Source organism: Agrobacterium sp. 22-3639C2, assembly GCF_053522105.1.
This window is the reverse complement of record NZ_JBNWDB010000001.1, coordinates 981,560-998,275: the sequence shown is the minus strand read 5'-3', so window position 1 is coordinate 998,275 and position 16,716 is coordinate 981,560. Positions and strand designations below refer to the sequence as shown.

Below are 16,716 nucleotides of genomic sequence, written 5' to 3'. Positions count from 1 at the left end.
TCAGCGCAGACGCGCCATGACGTAGGCATCCACATATTTGCCGTCGCGATAGGCATCGTTGCGCAAGGTGCCCTCGCGTTCGAAACCGAGTTTCTCATAGAGCCGGAGGGCGGCGAGATTGTCGGTGAAGACATTCAGTTCGATGCGGCGGATATCATGCCAGTTGTCGGCCGCGTCGATGAGCGCCGTCAGAAGCCTTGAACCGACGCCCTTTCCGGCAAAATCGTCGTGAACGGACATCGCAAGATCGGCGACATGGTATTGTCTGCCCGCTCTGCGGTATAATCCGGCGTTACCAACGAGTTTTCCGTGCCACTCCGCGACGATGACGATGTCGGTAGGGGCTCGGTTTTCTATCGATTTCCTCGTCTTTTCAATCGTCTGGAAAGGCTGCCGAAGGGTGCCGTGCCGGACGCCGGGAAGGTTGAGCATTTCCGTCAAGGCTTCGACGTCTTCAAGCCGGGTGGCGCGCAGGACAACGTCCTTTAGATCAAATGGCTTGTTTGTAATATCCGCTGGTTTCATGTTCATGCCTGTCTCCTTGTGGCGCGTTCGGAGCAGGCGTGACACCCCTGCTCTTATCGGCAGGGGTGGATGTTGATCGCTCAGTGCGCGGACATGCCTTTCCCTGCCGGTTGACCGGTCATCGTCATATGGCGGGTGGTCGTCGTTTTGATAGCGATCATGATGGCGAGAATGCTTTTACGAACTGTCACTGTCAAGCGGGGGCCTTGCGCAGGAAATCTCTTAGTTTCGCCGGCAGCCTGCCGTCAATCGCGGCAAGGCCGGCGGCAATCATCGCCATTCCAGCGAAGTGCTTGATTTCCAGCTGTTCTCCGAGAATGAGCGAACCGAGAAGGATGGCGCTGACGGGAATGAGGAAGGTGACGAGCGCGAGATTGGTGGCGCCGGCAGTTGCAAGGATGCGAAAGAAGATGAGGTAGGCCAGGGCCGTGGACAAGAGCGCGATACCGATGAGTGCGCCCCAGGTGCCGAGGCTCGGCATGGCAAGCGTCCAAGGCTTGTCAATGAGGAGCGCGGCGGGGATCAGCATCAGTGTCGAAGACGATATCTGGCCGGTGGCGGTCATCAGTGGCGGCACGCCCATGGCCTTGAAGCGGCGGCCGAATATGCCCGCGAAAGAATAGGAGATCGCTGCGCCGAGAATGGCAATCTGACCCCAGAGGCCGGAGATCGCACCGCCAAAGGCTGCCGGGCCGATCATCGTCGCCACGCCGGCAAAACCGATGAGAACACCCGCCAGCTTGTTGCCCGTCATCTTCTCGTCGGCTGTGAGGAAATGGGCGACGATGACGGTAAAGAGCGGCGTCGTCGCATTGAGGATCGAGGCCAACCCGCTGGCAATATGGGTCTGGCCCCAGACGATCAGGCAGAAGGGAATGATGTTGTTGAGCAGGCCCATGCCGAAAAAGGCGCGCCATACGGCCCATTGCCGTGGCAGATGAAGGCCCATGATGCGGCAGACGATCAGCAGTGCCGTGGCAGCGAGGCTGACACGCAGCGTGACGATGGTGACGGGCGGCAGTTCCTTGACGGCAATGCCGATGAAAAAGAACGATCCGCCCCACAGCAGCGAGAGCGCCACAAGCATCCCCCATTCGCTGGCATCCATCTGTTTTTGTATTGCCACCTTCGTCTCTCCCACCGCTGGAAAATTGAAATAGTCACAGAGAACGCCACGTTCAGCCACCCGATATCGGTTGAGTTTAGCTCAATCAGTCGTCTGGCAATCTTGGTTCCGTCCGTGCCCGTTGCATCTATTTACTCCTCATATTATGCTGTTTTCAAACGATAGTTTCTCGTCGGATAATTGAGCTCAGCTAAACCATGGTTGCAGAACTCCCTTCCTTGAAAGGATTGCAGGCCTTTGAGGCTGCGGCGCGCTACCGCAGTGTCACGCTTGCCTCCAACGAGTTGAACGTCACCCCCGGCGCGGTCAGCCTGCAAATCCGGGAGCTGGAAGCCCGCCTTGGCGTGCAGCTGTTTGTCCGCAAGCCGCGCAGCATCCAGCTGACGAGGGAAGGGGAGCGGTATTACGGTTCCCTTCGCACCGCATTCCGGATGATGCGCGAGGCGACGGCGGAACTGACGGCGCGATCAGAGATTACGGTCTTGACGTTAAGCTGCACGCCAACTTTTGCGGTGCAATGGCTGATGCCGAGATTGCCCGGCTTTCAGCAACAACATCCGCAAGTCGATGTTCGTATCAGCGTGACGAACCGGCTGGTGGATTTCTCAAGGGACGATGTCGATCTGGCCGTGCGTCACGGTTTTGGTCGCTATGAAGGGCTGGAAAGCATCCGATTCATAGACGACAGCACCTTGCCGGTCTGCTCACCACAACTTTTTGAAAAATATGGCCCGCTTCGGGTGGCCGGTGATCTGAAATGCGTGCCGCTTCTGCACGATGAAAACCGCAACGAGTGGCGGCGCTGGCTGGAAACGGCGGGGGCTACAGAGGTCGATGCTTCCGGGGGCACCGTGTTCATCGACAGCAACGGCGCGCTGGACGCGGCCAAGGCCGGGCATGGTGTTGCGCTGACGCGACGCTCGCTTGTTTCCCGCGAACTTGCCGAGGGAGCGCTGATAGCTCCCTTCGGCACGGACATTGCCAGCACGCTTGCCTATTTCCTGGTTTATCCGCGGCGCATGCTTGATAATCCCGATCTTGTGAGGTTGCTTGACTGGATGCTTGCGGAAGCGGGGTCTACCGAAGCCGGTTCTCTTTGACGCCAATCCGGTCTATGCCGGAATGAAACAACGGGAATCACTCTTGAAAACCATCGCCATCGATTTCGAGACCGCCAATGAGGAACGGGGTAGCGCCTGCTCCATCGGGCTTGCGTGGATAGAAGACGGTGAGATCGTTCGCGTCGAGGAACGGCTCATCCGGCCGAAGGACATGCGGTTCTCGCCCTTCAATATTGCCGTGCACGGTATTCGCCCTGCCGATGTAGAGGATGCGCCGGAATTCCCTGATGTGATGGAAGAATTCATCGACGATTTCCACGGCGCCACGATGATTGCCCACAATGCCGCCTTCGATTTCAGCGTCATGCGGGCATCCTTCGACAAATACCGGCAGTCCTATCCTGATCTTTCCTATCTGTGCAGCGTCAAGATTGCCCGCCATGTCTGGCCGCAGCTGGCGTCGCACAAGCTGAATGTGATTGCCCATCACCTCCAGCTGCGTTTCGTGCACCATAACGCCGCCGAAGATGCTGTCGTCTGCGCTGCGGCATCGATTGCGGCGGCCAGGGCGTTGCGCGTTGACCATATCCGCGACCTGCCGGAAAAGATCGGCATGGTTGCCGGCCGTCTCACTTCCACGGGCTATCAGCCGTGCAGCATGAAAAAACGTGTTGTCTCGCGGGTTGCGTAACCGTTCCCGGCACTTATGTTTGAAGTAGCATAACGGAGAACATGCGATGACGATGAAAACGCTCTCGGGTTTATTTGCAGGCTTTCTGGTGTTGTTTCCGGTGACGGTTGCGCATTCGGAGGTCGTCGGTAAGGTCGGTGTCGATTGGATCGGCAACGATATCGTCATCGAGGCTATTGCCGATCCCAAGATCAAGGGCGTGACCTGCCATGTCACTTATTTCGATCGTGGCGTTATCGACCGGCTGAAGAATGGCAATTGGTTTGAGGACCCTTCCAACAACGCCATTTCGTGCAGCCAGACGGGTCCGGTCGAAATCGGTGATATCGATCTGTCGAAGGGCGGCGAAGAGGTGTTCCGGCAGGGCATGTCGCTGGTGTGGAAGAAGCTGGTCGTCAGTCGCGTTTACGACAAGGCGAATGACACGCTGATCTATCTGGTCCATGCGCGCGAGCTGAAGGATGGCTCGGCCAAGATGGCGATTTCGACGGTGCCTCTCTATAACCAACAGGTGACGTGGGAAAAGGGCAAGCCTTGAGGCTTTGCCCTTGGTACTGCTGACACCATAATTCACCCGCGACGTCATCCTCGGGCCGTCCCGAGGATTCAATCACGTATCGTAAAATCGACAGGTTGTAGATGCTCGGGACAGGCCCGAGCATGACGGAGGAGAGGTTTCCGACCCTGCCGTGCCCCTCAGGGCAAGCTGTGGAACCTGCGCGTTATATTATCAAAACCCCACCGGCTCTATTAAGCCGCTTCGCGCGCCAGCTCGTCGGCAATCACGGTGTCGAGGTTGAGGAAGCACACCATGCTCTTTTCCAGCGCCACGATGCCGCGGCAGAAGTTGCGCTGTTCTTCGGGAATGATGTCGGGCGCGGGCTGCAGGTCTTCGGAGCGGATGGTCATCATGTCGGAGACCTGTTCCACCAGAAGTCCGACCAGCTTGCCGCCGATATCGGTGACGATGATGGCGGAGCGCTCGGAGGGTTCGGTCATTTTCATGCCGAGGCGGCCTGCCATGTCGATGACGGGGATGACGGCGCCGCGCAGGTTGATGAGGCCGAGAACATAAGGTGGCGTGTGCGGCATCGGGGTAACCGGCGCCCAGCCGCGGATTTCGCGGATCGCCATGATGTCAATGCAGAATTCCTGACCGCCGAGATGGAAGGAAACGATTTCGAGATATGCGCCGGATTGCTTGATGGCGTTGGACATGACGGCAGGTTTCCTCTGGCGGCTCTTAGGCAGGCCCATGCATGATTGAGCTTTATGCGGTGGCCGGAGTGGACCGGGAGACATCATGTCGGAACTTAAAAACCGCTATGGCCATATTGCACAGCAAGATTTTAAACTTTCCCTAACAATTGGCGGTGCCGCGCTCGCAAAACCCAGTATTTTGGCGGTTTTCCTGCTGGTGCAAACAGGTTATAACAGACGCATGAATACACTCGTTGCCAATCCGCTGAAGTTTATTCTTGCAAGCCTTGCGGTAGCGGCCTCGCTTGCCGTCGTGCTTCTTGCCTTCGATGGCTGGGTGCGACACGGCACGGATATTTTCCTCTCCGCCGTGCAAAGCGGCATCGCCTGGTGTCTGTAATCTGCCGTCCCGTCCCGGCTTTGTGACAAATCAGCGCGGTTTAGGCAAATACGCCCAGTTGATTTGCCGTCGCCACCGCTGTTCGTTATCAGACGATGGAGGCCCACGTCATGCGGCCGGCCTTCGGGGGTAGGATTAGGACAATGAGAAATATTCGCATCGTATTGTGGGCCGTGGTGGTCGTTCTTGTCGGTGTCGTCAGCTGGTTGACGCTCGAAATGACGAAGACCCGTGAGGAAATGGTGGAAACGGCCTATGGCGTGCCGTTCGAACTCACGGCGCAGAACGGTCAGCCGATCACCGAAAAGGCGTTTCAGGGCAAGCCCACGGCGCTCTTTTTCGGTTTCACCCATTGCCCGGAAGTCTGCCCAACGACGTTGTTCGAGCTGAACGGCTGGATGGAGAAGGTTGACCCAGCCGGCGACAAGCTGCAGGCCTATTTCGTATCCGTAGACCCCGAGCGCGATACGCCTGAACTCATGCAGCAATATGTCTCCAACGTCTCGAAGCGGATCACCGGCATCACCGGTCCGGCCGACAAGATTGCCGAAACGCTGAAAGGCTATCGCATCTATGCCAAGAAGGTGCCGGTCGATGACAAGGATCCGAATGGTGACTACACCATGGATCACACGGCTTCCGTCATCCTGCTTGACGCCAATGGTCGTTTTTCCGGCACCATCGCCTATGGCGAGAACCCGGATGTTGCCGAGCAGAAGCTCCAGAATCTGCTGAAGGGCTGAACGAGACGGCATAATTGTGCCTGGCTTATTGGACTGGCGGAGGTTTTGTGGCAAAGGCAAGCCTTAAGAACCTTAGCTAGAGAAAGCAGCCTGCCGTGAGCGAAATCCGACTTTACGTCACCACAACCGAAATCAAGGCCGGTGAAATCCTCGATCTCATGTCGGACTATTTCGGCGAGGAGGATGTCGCGATCGCCACCACCGAGGTGGATGAGAAACGCGACATCTGGGAAGCTTCGGTTTACCTGATGGCCGAGCAGGAAGACGAATTCCGCGAGCGCATCGACACCTTGCTGGCTCCCGCCTTTCCCGGCCTCGCCATCGAAAAGGAGATCGTTCCCGACATCGACTGGATCGCCAAATCGCTCGAGGGGCTAAAACCGGTACGGGCAGGGCGCTTCATCGTTCACGGCGCGCATGATCGCGATAAGATCAAGCCCAACGATCTGGCCATCGAGATCGAGGCCGGTCAGGCTTTCGGCACCGGCCATCATGGCACGACAGCGGGCTGCCTTGAGATGATCGAGGATGTTCTGCGGGCGCGGACCGTGCGCAATGCGCTCGATCTCGGCACCGGCAGCGGTGTATTGGCAATCGCCGTGCGCAAGATGCGCCATATTCCGGTACTCGCAACGGACATTGATCCTATCGCGGTGCGCGTGGCCAGAGAGAATGTGCGGCTGAACGGCATCGTCTCCGGGCTGGCGCTTGAAACCGCTCCGGGTTTCCACTCCGACGCTTTCCGCAAATACGGCCCGTTCGATCTCATCATCGCCAATATTCTGGCGCGGCCGCTCATCAAGATGGCGCCGCAGCTTGTCACGCATCTGGCGCCCGGCGGCACCGTCATCCTGTCGGGAATTCTCGCATCGCAGCGCTGGAAGGTGCTTGCGGCCTATAATGGCGCGCGGCTCTCCCAAGTCCGCACCATCTGGCGCAATGGCTGGGTCACGCTGCATCTGCGCAAGGACTGACGCTGTAGCAGCATCCGTTACCGGACAAAGAAAAGGCGGCGCTTTCGCGCCGCCTGAAAACCCGCGAGCATATTGGAGGAGAATCGCTCAAGCGGGTCGACGTATTCCTGTTCCTGCGCGGTGGAGGGAGGATCGCCGCGCCCGAAGTGATCAGAATACGTAGCTGGACTTTGCGGTGCGGCGAAGTTCGGCGCGGTTCATGCCGAGCGCTTCGAGCGACTTGTCGTCGAGGTTGAGCAGGGCTGCGTTGACATGACGGCTGACCTGACGCTCGCGTGCTTCAATGACGCGATCGAAAGCGGTGCGGAGGAAAGATTTTGCCATTGCTTCAAATCCTTGTTTGCCAGGAGAGTGTGTCTCTCGCTGTGTTGGCTTGAAGATAAGCGATGTGTTTTTGTTTGGTTAGGGGTCTTGCTTCAAGGTAGATATGCGTTTTTCGCATGTCTGCGGCTTTTCAATATTACTTATTTAAGGGAAATTGCTCAATTTAGCGGCGTCTTTTCTCGGCCTTTGGGGTAAATGGCAGCGCGCGCGCCTGTCGTAATGGTTGATGGCACATATGGCTTGAAACCGGGTTTGTCGGCATGGCATTGTCGTTGCGCGCCAATGATTTGACGGCGTTACCGACCGCTTTCCTCATGACAGTTCCCGAAAGATGCCCATGTTCCAGACCTTCGAAAACAAATCCGCGCCGCAATTCGGCAAGGCCCGCGTCGAGGCGCTGCGTGCCAGTTTCGACGCCCTTGGTATCGATGGTTTCCTGGTGCCGCGTGCCGATGAATATCAGGGCGAATATGTACCTGAATCATCTGAGCGTCTCTCATGGCTGACCGGATTTACCGGCTCTGCCGGCATTGCGCTGGTAACGCGCGCAGAGGCGGTGGTGTTTGTCGATGGTCGCTATACCACGCAGTTGAAGTCGCAGGTCGATCAATCGGTGTTCAGCGGTGGTGATTTGGTCGGTGCCCCGCCTTCCGTCTGGTTGTCGGAGCACGGGGCTACGGGCTTTCGGCTCGGGATCGATCCGTGGCTGCATACCGGCGCTGAATTGAAGCGGTTGGAAAAGGCGCTTGCGGGGAAGGGCGGTTCCGTCGTCCTGCTCGAAAACAACCCACTCGATGCGCTGTGGCACGACCGCCCGTCAGAACCGCTGGAGCCTGTCGTCATTCAGCCGGAAGCCTTCACCGGCAAGCTGGCGAAGGAAAAGATCGCCTCGCTGGCAGAGACGGTGTCGGCAAAGGGAGCCGATGCACTGCTGGTGACAGATCCGTCTTCCATTGCCTGGATTTTCAATATTCGCGGCAACGATGTGCCGCACACGCCGCATCCGCTTGCCCGCGCCATCATCTATGCGGATGGCAAGGCTGATATTTTTCTCGACAAACGCAAGACCGGTATCGAGGCCGAGGCCTATCTGGCACAGCTGGCGACGCAATTGCCGCCATCGAATATCGCCGATCGTCTGCACGCCATTGCCAGCGCCAAGGGCCGCGTCATGGTGGACGCCGATCTGACGCCTGTGGCGCTGACAGGGGCGATTACGGCGGCGGGTGGCACCTTGATCGAGGAGGCCGATCCCGTCCGCTTGCCGCGCGCGTGCAAGAACGCGGCGGAGCTTGCCGGCTCGGCAGCGGCACATGTGCAGGACGGCGCGGCTATGGTTGAATATCTGTGCTGGTTGGATCGTCAGCAACCGGGCAGCGTTACCGAAATTGCGGCCGTGAAGGCGCTGGAGGCTGCGCGCGCCAAGGTGGGGCAGTCTCTCCAGAATCCTCTGAAGGACGTGTCTTTCGATACGATTTCGGGCGCGGGCGAACATGCCGCCATCATCCATTATCGCGTCACCACCGATACGGACCGGACACTTGGCGATGGTGAGATGTTCCTCGTCGATTCCGGCGCGCAATATGTCAACGGCACCACTGACATCACCCGCACCGTGGCAATCGGCAATGTCCCGGAAGATCAGCGGCGTTTCTTCACGCTGGTGCTGAAGGGCGTGATCGCCATCAGCGACGCACGGTTTCCCAAGGGAACGCGCGGTTGCGATCTCGATCCCCTGGCACGTATCGCGCTGTGGAAGGCCGGTGCGGATTATGCTCATGGCACCGGCCACGGCGTCGGCTCCTATCTTTCGGTGCATGAGGGGCCGCAGCGTATCTCTCGGCTTTCGACGCAGGAACTTCTGCCGGGCATGATTCTGTCGAATGAGCCCGGTTATTACCGCCCCGGCGCTTTTGGCATCCGCATCGAAAACCTGATCTATGTGCGCGAGGCGGCGGAAGTCGCGGGCGGCGATCAGCCGATGTTGTCCTTTGAGACCCTGACCTGGTGCCCTATCGATCGCAGGCTGGTCATCACGGCACTTTTGACCGACGACGAACTGGACTGGCTGAATGCCTATCACGTCGGCGTTCTGGAAAAGCTCTCGCCTTTGATCGCGGATGAAGAGGTGAAGGTGTGGCTTGTTGCGGCCACGCAGCCTCTGGCGCGGAACGCTTAAAGGATAGAAAAGTGCCTGATGGCGACGACGATGGCCCAGCCAATGGCCAGCATCGTCAGGCCGGGGAAACGCAGGCAGACCAGAAGAGCGGCCACCATGGCGATCTTCACCTCGTATCCGCCTTCAAAAAAGGCGGGTGCGACAAGGGTCGTCAAAACCGCCACGGGAACGGCGTTCAATCCCGCCTCCATGCGCGGCGGGATGGATTTCATCCGCGTCATCAGAACATAACCGCCGATGCGGGTAAGATAGGTGGCGACGGTGGCGAGCGCGATCAGGATCAGCGTGTCGGCGTGCAGCAGATCGCTCATGGCGTTTCCACCTTGCTTTCAGAATTGGCCTCGCCGGTTGGTTTCGGCGGATAGACGACTGCGACGAAAATGCCGGCAAGCGCGCCGAGGCTGACATGCCAGGGCGAGCCGACGATGTGATAGGCAACGGTTGCGCCAAGAGCGCTTGCCAGCATCACCGGGTAAAAATTCTCCCGCTGGCGGAAGCTCAAAACCATGCCCATGAAATAGATCGGCAACAGCACATCAAGGCCGATGGCTTTCGGGTCGCCGACGAGATTGCCGAGCGATGCGCCGACAATGGTCATCACCAGCCACAGAATATAGATCGGCGTGGCGAAGCCCATGTACCAGGCGAAACCGACCACGCCGGTGTTTTCGTATTTCCTGACCGACTCGGCGAATTGTGGATCCACCAGCACGAAGAACCCGATGGCCTTTTGCAGGAAAGTCCAGTTGGTTATCATTCTGGCAATGGCGGCCGAATAGAGAATATGGCGAAAATTGACGGCAAAGACCGATAGAACGATCAGCCAGGGGGCAACCTTCTGGCCGAATAATTCGATGCCGACCAGCTGGCTGGCACCGGCATAGACGGTGCCGCTCATGATCGTCGCTTCGGCGACGCTCAGCCCGTTATCGACCGCGACCGCGCCGAACAGCGCGCCAAAGGGAGCGGCGGAAAGGGCGATCGGAAAGCCGCTTTTGAGGCCTTCGCGGAAATCTGCATTGGACATTGTTCAGGAACTCCTTGCCCGCCGCTCTATCGCCGTCCCGGCCGGCTGGCAAACAAATTGCATGAATGGATCGATTGATTCCCTTGAAGCTTCCGTTACGGTAACGCCGATACGCGACGTCGGACGGAAGGCCTCACCCGGTTTTTGCTCCCCGCCCAAACGATTGAATAATGGAGGATCAATGCTGGAGAAGCAGGATAGGGCAGTGCTGGCCGCGCGTGTTCGGGAGTATCTGGCCCGGGAGACCGAAACCGAGATCGGCTTGCTGCAGGCGGAAATCTTCGTCGACTTTCTGGCCGAAGAAGTCGGATATGTCTTCTACAATCAGGGGCTCAAGGATGCGCATGCCGCGATCCTGCGGCGTCTGGAGGATGCGGCAGGCGATATCGACGTGCTGGAGAAGCCGAGGCTGCGATGACCGGCCCTCAGTCGCGCAAAATGTCGCGGCTTTTGAGGATGGTCGCGCCTTTTTCCCGCATGGCCGCAATCGACGCCTGTATACCTTGGGGATCGATGCCGCGGCTGGCGTCCTCGATGAAACGAACCTTGACGCCAGGCAGCATGTCGAGGGCATCGAGCACCGAGAAACTGACGCAATAATCGGTGGCGAGCCCGCATATGTCGATCTGGGTTACGCCTTGGCGCGTCAGATAATCGGCAAGACCTGTCGTTGCCCCCTGATCGTTGTCGCGAAAGGCGGAATAGCTGTCGACGGCGGGATTTTCGCCTTTCTGCTGGATATAGTCGAAAGCCTCCGTCTTGAGGTCGGGATGGAATTCCGCATCCGGCGTGCCCTGCACGCAATGGTCCGGCCACATCATCTGCGGTTTGCCGGAGAGTTCACCCATATCGAACGGCTTCTTGCCGACATGCTGCGAGGCAAAGCTGCCGTGATTTTCCGGGTGCCAATCCTGCGAGGCGACGATCAGATCGTAACCGCCATTGTCGATCAGGGCATTGGCGACGGGCACGATCCGGTCGCCATCGGCGACAGCCAGATTACCGCCCGGACAAAAGCCGTTCTGGATATCGATGAGCAGCAGCGCCTTCATGATTTGCCTCCCTTATTTCCGGCAGGATGCCAAGCCGGCAGCAACGGATCAAGTGCCCTTACCAGCTTTGTATGTGCTTGACGGCTGATGGCATAGATTTGCTCCGTCGCAGTCCTGCCGCATTTACAGCAAATTTCCGGCAAAGTCGGAATTTACCTGACGATGCGGCGACGTAAACTTTAAAGGCCGATGACGCCCTGCGGGGCATTTTCCGGGAAAAGGCGATGCAGATGCATGCCCAGCCCGCGCAAGTCATTGTTTTGCCTTCGCCCGATAATGCGCAGACCTTAACGAATTATTTTTGCAGGGACTCGTAAACACTTTGGTTACCATAATTCGTCATGCTTCGAACCAGTCAGTTCCGAAATCGGCCGGGTGTCCACCCGCTGTTCGGATGCCCCAAAATCCCTCCGGCTTTGCCCGGGTGTGCGTGAACGGTTCGAGTAACGAGTATCATGGCGTATTCTGCTGCGGCTTATAATGGCGCCGGTCTTGCCGGTTCGTCTTGCCTCAAGAGAGGCAAATCCTTTTCTCTTGGCCGAATGTCCGCTCTGCTTGGCGGTGGTGCCTTTGCCGGTCTGTTCGCCTTCGCTGCCTTCGCCTCGCTTCACACGATGGCGGCCGCATCGCATGGTGTCGGGCAATTTGAGAAGACGCTGGTAGCGAGGCTGGAGTCTGGCGAGGCTGCGATTTCCGGCGCAGCCGCACGCGATATCCACGTCCGCAAATTTTCCCGTCTGAGCGACCACAGCCATGGCCCGCAGAAGGCGGTTCGCCTTGCCGGCATCATGCCCGAAATCGGCGAGAAAGAGTTCCGCGAGCGTTTTGGCGCGGCTGCGAACGCGAAGGGGCAGGCGACAGTCAAGGAACTTGCAGCGCTGCGGCCCTCCGCCATCGTCGATTCGGCGCTTGGACGCACCACAGAAGTCGCCTATCAGAGCGCCGCATCGCAACATCCGGCATTTGAAGTGGCATTAGGGCGCCCGCAGATCGAGGAAGAGGCGAGCAGCCTTCTTCCGGACGACGTCCCTTTGCCAAGCTTCCGGCCCGAGGTTGCGGCTGCCGAAACGGTGGAGCCATCACCCCGCCCCGCCGTTCTAGCGAAGACCGATGAACACCCGGCAGCCGTTGCTTCCGCACCTGCTTTCGATGCGCCGGTGCCTGCGCGTGCACCCCAGCAGCCGCGGCAGGGCACGGCCGGCATGCTCGCCTTTGCAAAACCTGATAATCCGGTGCGCGAGCCGAGCAAGATGGATGCGGTTCCGTGGCCGGATCGCGGCAACGGCACGGCGATCTACGATATTTCCTCCGGCCTGGTTCATATGCCGAACGGCGAGAAGCTCGAGGCACATTCTGGCATCGGCAAGATGCGCGACAACCCGGACTATGTTCATGTGAGAATGCGCGGCTCGACGCCGCCCTCCAGCTATCGTCTGACGATGCGCGAGGCGCGGTTCCATGGCGTCGAAGCAATCCGTCTGACGCCGGAAAATGGCGTCAATCCGCATGGCCGCGACGGTCTTCTCGCCCACACCTACATGCTGGCGAAACGTGGTGAATCGAATGGCTGCGTTGTGTTCCGCGATTACTCCCGGTTCCTTGCGGCCTTCAAACGTGGCGAAGTCAAACGCATGGTCGTGGTGCCGAAGCTGAATGGTGGTCGCCCGACGCTCGCAAGCAGCGGTGGCAAGAGTGGCGGCAAGACCCTGCTCAGCATGTTCTCACGCGACAGCGATACCTGATTTACGCTTTCCCGGACGTAAAACCGCTGCACATTTTTACCGGAGAAATGCCCTAGCGGCCGCGTCGCTGGGTCAGCACCATGCCGGCGAGAATCAGCAGAATGCCGAGTGCGCTCGCCCAGAGTTTCGGCGGCTGATCGCTGAAAAAGTCGAGCACGACGCTTGAGACCATCTGGCCGCTGATGACGAGAAGTGCGGTATTGACCGCGCCGATGCGGGGGATGAGCCAGCTTCCCGAAGCGATGAAGACAACACCGATGGGGCCACCGATAAAGGCAAGCCACGGCGCGTCGGCCGCGCCCGGCGGAATGAGGCCGCCGACGATGAGGCCGATGACGGTCAATACCCCGAAACCGACGATATGGTTCCAGAACGAGGCGATCAGCGGTGAGTTCGACAGGCTGAGGCGACCGTTGACCTGACGGCTTAGTGCCACAAAGACGCCGCCGGTAAACGCCATGGCTATCCAGACGATCATGCCGTTCTCCCGACAAGGATAATAAGTGCGCTGCCACAGAGAATCAGTGCCACCGCCGCCATGTCACGCAAATCCGGCCGCCGTTTGGGCAGGCCAAACAGGCCGAAGAAATCGGCCAGAAGGCTGAAGATCACCTGTCCGCCCAACCCGAGCGCGATGGTGCCGGAGAGGGCAAGCGGCGAATTGACGGCGGTGGAGGTGAGGATGACGATGGCCGCACCAATCACCCCACCGCAATAGGCCCAGAGCGGCGCCTTCGGTTTGTTCAGCGAACCCGCCTCCGTCTTCGGGCGCATGATCGCGAGATAGATCAGCGCCGCCACCGTGCCGGTGCCGTGTGCAGTCCAGGAGGAGAAAAGTGCGTTACCGTAGTGCGCAAGCTGGCCGTTGAAATGCACCATCAATGTCAGAAGACAGCCGCTTGCGAAGGCGGCGGCAAGGTGCAAAGGGTTCAGGCGGGGATGGGTCGTTTCTGTCATGGCCAGCCAAAATATGATTATTCAGCGAAGCGTTACAACATCGGCACCTGAATCGAAATCGATTTGTCAGTTGTTTCCAGAAACATGTGCAACCAGCGCACTCCACTCCCTTACCTAGCGCAGTCGGTCATCACATCCGCGAAAAAATCGGCGATCAGCGTGGATACGCCCTTCGGGTTTTCCCAATGCGGATTGTGGCCATGCCCATCGAGCGTAACGGTTTGAGCCTCGGGAAAGGCGGCGGCCAATTTTCGACGATGCGACGCGCCGAAAAGGGGGTCTTCGAAACCGGCGAGGCACAGTACCGGTTTTTTTATTCTGGACGCGCTGTGATGCAGGTTTGTATCCGCAAAGCGCTCAACGACGCCATGCCAGATGGCAGCCGGCATGTTGGCGGCATCCTGTTTCATTTTCGACAAAAAATCATCGTCGACTGGCTGACTGCACGAATACCAGCCGCGCAGAAAGCCGCTATTGGGTCCGATCGGGTCCCGAAGTGCGAGAATATCTCTGGTCAACTGGCTTTCCGCGCCAAAATCCGGCTCAAGCGTTGCCGAGATGAGGGCAAGAGCCCGGATCGTGTCGCCTCGCCGGGCGGCAAGTTCGATAGTGGTCATCGCACCCATGGAGTGGCCGAGCAGAAACAGCCGTGAAATACCCAGGAGCGTTAGAAACCGATCGACCGTTTCGGCGAAATCAGCGACATGCAGGCTCTGTCCCGCCGAGGAAACACCGTGTCCGGGCAGGTCAGGGACGATGAGCCTGTATTCGCTGAAAAAAGGCTCAAGCATGGAGAAGCTGCGGCTGGTGTCCGAAAAACCATGCAGCATCAGCAGGACTGGGCCCGGACCGCCGGTGTCGATGAAAGCCAGCTGGCGACCGCGGGGCAATTCTACATATTGCTTCCGCTTCTCCCAATCATCCTGCAATATTGCCGTCACAGGCCGATCCCCGCCTTCACGGCAGTGAGACCATCCTGCCCGTCGAACGTCGATACGCCCTTCAGCCAGGCGTCCAGTCTTTGCGGCTCATCCTTGATCGCCTGCCTTGCCGCGTCTTCCGGGGACATTCCACCGTTCATGATATAGTCCATGCCCTTGTTTTCGTACTCCACGTCGAATGCTAGATTGTCGAGCAGCTTCGCCACATTCGGGCATTCCTGTAGGTAGCCTTTGCGTACCTGCGTATCGACTGTTGCAGCGCCGAAGTCGGGCCCGTAAAATTTATCGCCGCCCGTCAGGTACTTGATGTCGAATTTGCTGTTCATCGGGTGCGGCGCCCACCCCTGGAAAACAATGAAGGACTTGTTGCGGGCGAAACGGGTTACCTGCGAAAGCATGCCCTGTTCGCTGGACTCGACCACTTCCCAATTGTGCAGTCCCAGTGCCGGATCGTTGACGGCATCCAGCATCAACTGGTTGGAGCCCGGTTCGATGCCGTAGAGCTTGCTGTCGAACTTGTCCGCGAATTTTTGCAGGTCGGAGAAATCCCTGACGCCGGCATCCCAGACGTAAGTCGGAACCGCGAAAGTGTATTTGGCGCCCACCAGATTGGTTCGGACTTTTTCGACCGATCCGTCTTCCTTGTAGGGCTTGTAGTAGTTCACCATTGCCGGGTTCCAATAGCCCAGAAAGACGTCGAGATCCTTGCTCTTCAGGCTCGTGTAGATGACGTCGATCCCAAGAAGCTGGCTTTGCGGCTCATATCCCAGTGATTTCAACAGCGACATGGCGATGCCGGTGGTGAAAGCAAGATCGTTCCAGCCGGGCTCGGCCAGTCGCACAACCTTGCAAGTTTCAGCATCCGATGCGAGCGCGGAAGTGCCGACGGTCGTCAAAACCATCGCGGCCGAAAAAACACCTGCCCATTTTTTCATTGTTCCACCTTTTTTTGTCTATTGGGTCATTAAATTGACCGGTGGGACAATAATTGATCTTCACGGAAAATTTGTCAATATTGCTCATGCAAGGAGACAAAGATGCGACTGACCAAGATAAGCGATATTCGCCGGGCGGAGCTGAGGCGGGCTGCATTCGAAGTCCTTCAACGTGAGGGAATGGCGGGTGCCACGCTTGAAAGGGTGGCGGCGCAGGCAGGCGCCTCAAAAGGCATCGTGCTGCATTATTTCGCCAACAAGCAGGAACTGTTCGAGCACGCGATGCGCGAAGCCAATGTGAAGCTGAAGGAGGCCGTGGTGGCGCGCCTCAATCGGGCGGTCAGTCCGCGTGAACGACTCGATGCGATTATCGAGGCGAATTTCGACGAGAGCTTCTTTCAGCCCTCGATCTGCCACGCCTGGCTGTCGCTTTGCGCCGAGGTTCCGCGCGAGCCGCAGCTCGCCAGGATTCAGAAGGTGATCCATGCGCGGATGCGCTCCAATCTTTTGTCGGCTTTGGTGCATCTCGTGCCGAGGCAAGACTGCGCAACTGTCGCGCTCGGGATCACTTCGCTTATCGACGGCCTCTGGTTGCGCTCAGGATTGCAGTCCGGCGGTTTGACGCGCGAGGAGGCAATGGAGCAGATGCGGGATTACCTGTCTCACAGGTTACCGCGGGCAAAAGCTGACAATCCGTAGGGAACCAGTACGCGCGCTTCGCATTATTCCACCATGAAGAAAACGACGCGCAAACCCTTGAACCGGATGACGATTTTCGTCATTTCGATTTTCACTCTCGCAGCTGTGATCGCGGCGGTCTATCTGGTTGGGTTCACGCC

Annotated in this window: 21 protein-coding genes; 10 read left to right on the top strand and 11 right to left on the bottom strand. The window is 58.4% G+C overall.

Features of this window, described 5'->3' with window-relative positions; genetic code table 11:
• A complete protein-coding gene (locus ACQZ6D_RS05005) occupies nt 1-531 on the bottom strand; it encodes a GNAT family N-acetyltransferase (RefSeq protein WP_013636501.1) in 531 nt (176 codons plus the stop codon).
• Nucleotides 532-718: 187 nt separating this feature from the next.
• A complete protein-coding gene (locus ACQZ6D_RS05000; protein WP_025594031.1) occupies nt 719-1,651 on the bottom strand; it encodes a DMT family transporter in 933 nt (310 codons plus the stop codon).
• A 197-nt stretch (nt 1,652-1,848) separates the two neighbouring features.
• Between ACQZ6D_RS05000 and gcvA the strand changes: the two genes are divergently transcribed.
• The 3 genes from gcvA to ACQZ6D_RS04985 are packed head-to-tail and all read left to right on the top strand — an operon-like array spanning nt 1,849 to nt 3,941.
• Entirely contained in the window at nt 1,849-2,751 is a 903-nt protein-coding gene (gene gcvA / locus ACQZ6D_RS04995) for a transcriptional regulator GcvA (protein ID WP_003513188.1), read from the top strand.
• Nucleotides 2,752-2,794: 43 nt separating this feature from the next.
• A complete protein-coding gene (locus ACQZ6D_RS04990; protein WP_013636498.1) occupies nt 2,795-3,403 on the top strand; it encodes a 3'-5' exonuclease in 609 nt (202 codons plus the stop codon).
• Nucleotides 3,404-3,449: 46 nt separating this feature from the next.
• Complete coding sequence (locus tag ACQZ6D_RS04985; protein WP_003513184.1) at nt 3,450-3,941, top strand: CreA family protein; 492 nt, start codon at nt 3,450-3,452, stop codon at nt 3,939-3,941.
• A gap of 212 nt (nt 3,942-4,153) precedes the next feature.
• On the opposite strand, the gene ACQZ6D_RS04980 is transcribed toward ACQZ6D_RS04985, so the two are convergent.
• Nucleotides 4,154-4,621, bottom strand: a complete 468-nt coding sequence (locus tag ACQZ6D_RS04980) for a chemotaxis protein CheW (RefSeq protein WP_003513183.1) — start codon at nt 4,619-4,621, stop codon at nt 4,154-4,156.
• An 85-nt stretch (nt 4,622-4,706) separates the two neighbouring features.
• Between ACQZ6D_RS04980 and ACQZ6D_RS04975 the strand changes: the two genes are divergently transcribed.
• The 3 genes from ACQZ6D_RS04975 to ACQZ6D_RS04965 all read left to right on the top strand — a co-directional run bounded on the left by ACQZ6D_RS04975 (nt 4,707) and on the right by ACQZ6D_RS04965 (nt 6,720).
• Nucleotides 4,707-5,003 (top strand): hypothetical protein, encoded by a 297-nt coding sequence (locus ACQZ6D_RS04975; protein WP_065702357.1) that lies wholly within the window; start codon nt 4,707-4,709, stop codon nt 5,001-5,003.
• A 143-nt stretch (nt 5,004-5,146) separates the two neighbouring features.
• On the top strand, nt 5,147-5,746 hold the full coding sequence (gene sco / locus ACQZ6D_RS04970) for a cytochrome oxidase assembly protein Sco (protein WP_003513179.1): 600 nt from the start codon (nt 5,147-5,149) through the stop codon (nt 5,744-5,746).
• A 95-nt stretch (nt 5,747-5,841) separates the two neighbouring features.
• A complete protein-coding gene (locus ACQZ6D_RS04965) occupies nt 5,842-6,720 on the top strand; it encodes a 50S ribosomal protein L11 methyltransferase (RefSeq protein ID WP_065702358.1) in 879 nt (292 codons plus the stop codon).
• 150 nt (nt 6,721-6,870) lie between these two features.
• Here ACQZ6D_RS04965 and ACQZ6D_RS04960 read toward each other — a convergent pair whose 3' ends face one another.
• On the bottom strand, nt 6,871-7,044 hold the full coding sequence (locus tag ACQZ6D_RS04960; protein ID WP_003513176.1) for a hypothetical protein: 174 nt from the start codon (nt 7,042-7,044) through the stop codon (nt 6,871-6,873).
• Nucleotides 7,045-7,381: 337 nt separating this feature from the next.
• Here ACQZ6D_RS04960 and ACQZ6D_RS04955 point away from each other — a divergent pair, with 337 nt between their 5' ends.
• Complete coding sequence (locus tag ACQZ6D_RS04955) at nt 7,382-9,223, top strand: aminopeptidase P family protein (RefSeq protein WP_065702359.1); 1,842 nt, start codon at nt 7,382-7,384, stop codon at nt 9,221-9,223.
• Here ACQZ6D_RS04955 and ACQZ6D_RS04950 read toward each other — a convergent pair.
• Nucleotides 9,220-9,534, bottom strand: a complete 315-nt coding sequence (locus ACQZ6D_RS04950) for an AzlD family protein (protein ID WP_003513172.1) — start codon at nt 9,532-9,534, stop codon at nt 9,220-9,222. The two genes, ACQZ6D_RS04955 and ACQZ6D_RS04950, sit on opposite strands and share 4 nt — an antisense overlap.
• Nucleotides 9,531-10,250, bottom strand: a complete 720-nt coding sequence (locus tag ACQZ6D_RS04945; protein WP_065702360.1) for an AzlC family ABC transporter permease — start codon at nt 10,248-10,250, stop codon at nt 9,531-9,533. The genes ACQZ6D_RS04950 and ACQZ6D_RS04945 overlap by 4 nt, the downstream gene beginning before the upstream one ends.
• 181 nt (nt 10,251-10,431) lie before the next feature.
• Here ACQZ6D_RS04945 and ACQZ6D_RS04940 point away from each other — a divergent pair, with 181 nt between their 5' ends.
• On the top strand, nt 10,432-10,668 hold the full coding sequence (locus tag ACQZ6D_RS04940) for a DUF2164 domain-containing protein (protein ID WP_003513169.1): 237 nt from the start codon (nt 10,432-10,434) through the stop codon (nt 10,666-10,668).
• A gap of 7 nt (nt 10,669-10,675) precedes the next feature.
• Here the strand turns inward: ACQZ6D_RS04940 and pncA are convergent, their stop codons facing one another.
• Nucleotides 10,676-11,302 carry a bifunctional nicotinamidase/pyrazinamidase gene (gene pncA / locus ACQZ6D_RS04935; protein WP_065702361.1) on the bottom strand — a complete coding sequence of 209 codons (627 nt, stop codon included), beginning with the start codon at nt 11,300-11,302 and terminating at the stop codon, nt 10,676-10,678.
• A 455-nt stretch (nt 11,303-11,757) separates the two neighbouring features.
• Between pncA and ACQZ6D_RS04930 the strand changes: the two genes are divergently transcribed.
• Complete coding sequence (locus ACQZ6D_RS04930; protein WP_013636492.1) at nt 11,758-13,044, top strand: DUF2778 domain-containing protein; 1,287 nt, start codon at nt 11,758-11,760, stop codon at nt 13,042-13,044.
• Nucleotides 13,045-13,096: 52 nt separating this feature from the next.
• On the opposite strand, the gene ACQZ6D_RS04925 is transcribed toward ACQZ6D_RS04930, so the two are convergent.
• The 4 genes from ACQZ6D_RS04925 to ACQZ6D_RS04910 all read right to left on the bottom strand — a co-directional run bounded on the left by ACQZ6D_RS04925 (nt 13,097) and on the right by ACQZ6D_RS04910 (nt 15,877).
• Entirely contained in the window at nt 13,097-13,522 is a 426-nt protein-coding gene (locus ACQZ6D_RS04925; protein WP_003513163.1) for a DMT family transporter, read from the bottom strand.
• Nucleotides 13,519-14,001, bottom strand: coding sequence for a DMT family transporter (locus tag ACQZ6D_RS04920; protein WP_065702362.1), 483 nt, complete (start codon nt 13,999-14,001; stop codon nt 13,519-13,521). Before ACQZ6D_RS04920 ends, ACQZ6D_RS04925 begins: the two co-directional genes overlap by 4 nt.
• A 110-nt stretch (nt 14,002-14,111) precedes the next feature.
• On the bottom strand, nt 14,112-14,942 hold the full coding sequence (locus ACQZ6D_RS04915; RefSeq protein ID WP_065702363.1) for an alpha/beta fold hydrolase: 831 nt from the start codon (nt 14,940-14,942) through the stop codon (nt 14,112-14,114).
• Nucleotides 14,939-15,877, bottom strand: a complete 939-nt coding sequence (locus ACQZ6D_RS04910) for a choline ABC transporter substrate-binding protein (protein ID WP_003513158.1) — start codon at nt 15,875-15,877, stop codon at nt 14,939-14,941. The genes ACQZ6D_RS04915 and ACQZ6D_RS04910 overlap by 4 nt, the downstream gene beginning before the upstream one ends.
• Before the next feature lie 102 nt (nt 15,878-15,979).
• Here ACQZ6D_RS04910 and betI point away from each other — a divergent pair, with 102 nt between their 5' ends.
• Nucleotides 15,980-16,576: a choline-binding transcriptional repressor BetI gene (gene betI / locus ACQZ6D_RS04905; RefSeq protein ID WP_065702364.1), complete on the top strand. Its 597-nt coding sequence runs from the start codon at nt 15,980-15,982 to the stop codon at nt 16,574-16,576.
• Nucleotides 16,577-16,716 lie beyond the last annotated feature (140 nt).